Origin of the sequence: Kitasatospora sp. NPDC007106, from assembly GCF_040634455.1 — a bacterium.
GTDB lineage: Bacteria > Actinomycetota > Actinomycetes > Streptomycetales > Streptomycetaceae > Kitasatospora > Kitasatospora arboriphila.
The window spans coordinates 1-1173 of the sequence record NZ_JBEYFP010001365.1 but is presented as its reverse complement, the minus strand read 5'-3'; the positions used below and the strand labels follow the sequence as shown (position 1 = coordinate 1173).

The window sequence follows — 1173 nt, the reverse complement described above, 5'->3', positions numbered from 1 at the left end:
GCCCGAGCGTGCGGGTCGGCGCGCTGGCATACCACCGCGAGCACGGCAGCGACCCGTCCGGGGCGGGGCGGATCGCGCTGCTGGCGGCCCAGCGGCACTGCGTCGAGATCGGGTTCTCGGCGGCGGTGATCGACCTCGGCCTGCGCGGACGCGCCGTCACCGACCCGGACGCCCACCCGCACGACTTCTGGGAGTTCACGCACCAGGCGGCGGCCGCCTGCATCCCGCTCGGCCGCCACCAGCAGTCGATGGACCTGTACCTCGACGTCATCCAGCGGTTCACGGACCCCAAGGTCCACATGATGACCAGCTACTCCATCGCGATGCTGCACACCCGCTTCCTGCGGCCCCGCGACCACGACCTGGCGCTGCGCTGGCAGAACAACGCCGCCGCGATCGCGAGCATCCTCCCCGACCCCGCCGAGCGGCTCACCTTCAGCGTCTTCCACGACAACGGCCTCGCCCTGGTGGAGATGCACCGCGGCAACCCTGGCCGCGCGCTGGACCTGGTCGAGTCCTGCATCACCCGGCTCGACGCGAAACTCACCGACGCGCAGTGGCGGCTGCACCGCTCCCAACTGCTGTACAACCGGGCCCGGCTGCTCACCGCCACCGACCGGCTGGACGAGGCGTTCGCCGACTATTCGACGCTGATCGAGCTGGACCCCCACTACACCGACTACCTCTCCGAGCGGGCCCGGATCCACCGCACCCGCGGCGACTTCGCGGCCGCCCTCGCCGACTACGACCGTGCGGTCGAACTCGCACCTCCGTTCCCCGAGCTGTACCACAACCGCGGCACGGCCCGGGCCGAGGCCGGCGACACCAAGGGCGCGCTCGCCGACTTCGGATACGTCCTGGAGATGGAACCCGAGGACCTCGACACCCGGCTCGCCCGTGCCGAACTCCTGCTCGAACTGGAGGAGTTCGATGCCGCCGACGACGACGTGACGGCCGGCCTGGCGCTGCGCCCGCAGGACCCCCGGCTGCTGTGCATGCGCGGCACCGTCGCCCTGCAGCGCGGCGAACTCGCGCAGGCGCGTGAAGCGCTCGACGCCGCCCTCGCCCTCGACCCCGAGTACCCGGCCGCACTGCTCAACCGCGCCGTCGTCCACTACCTGCGGCACGGTGAATCCGCCGAGCCGTTCCACCATGTCGAAGATGGTCTCCATG

At 71.5% G+C, this 1173-nt stretch carries 1 protein-coding gene; it reads left to right on the top strand.

All coding sequences use genetic code 11. From position 1 onward, the window contains the following. Nucleotides 1-1173 (top strand): tetratricopeptide repeat protein (locus tag ABZ641_RS38520; RefSeq protein ID WP_359989339.1); only part of this gene is annotated, 1173 nt, incomplete at both ends.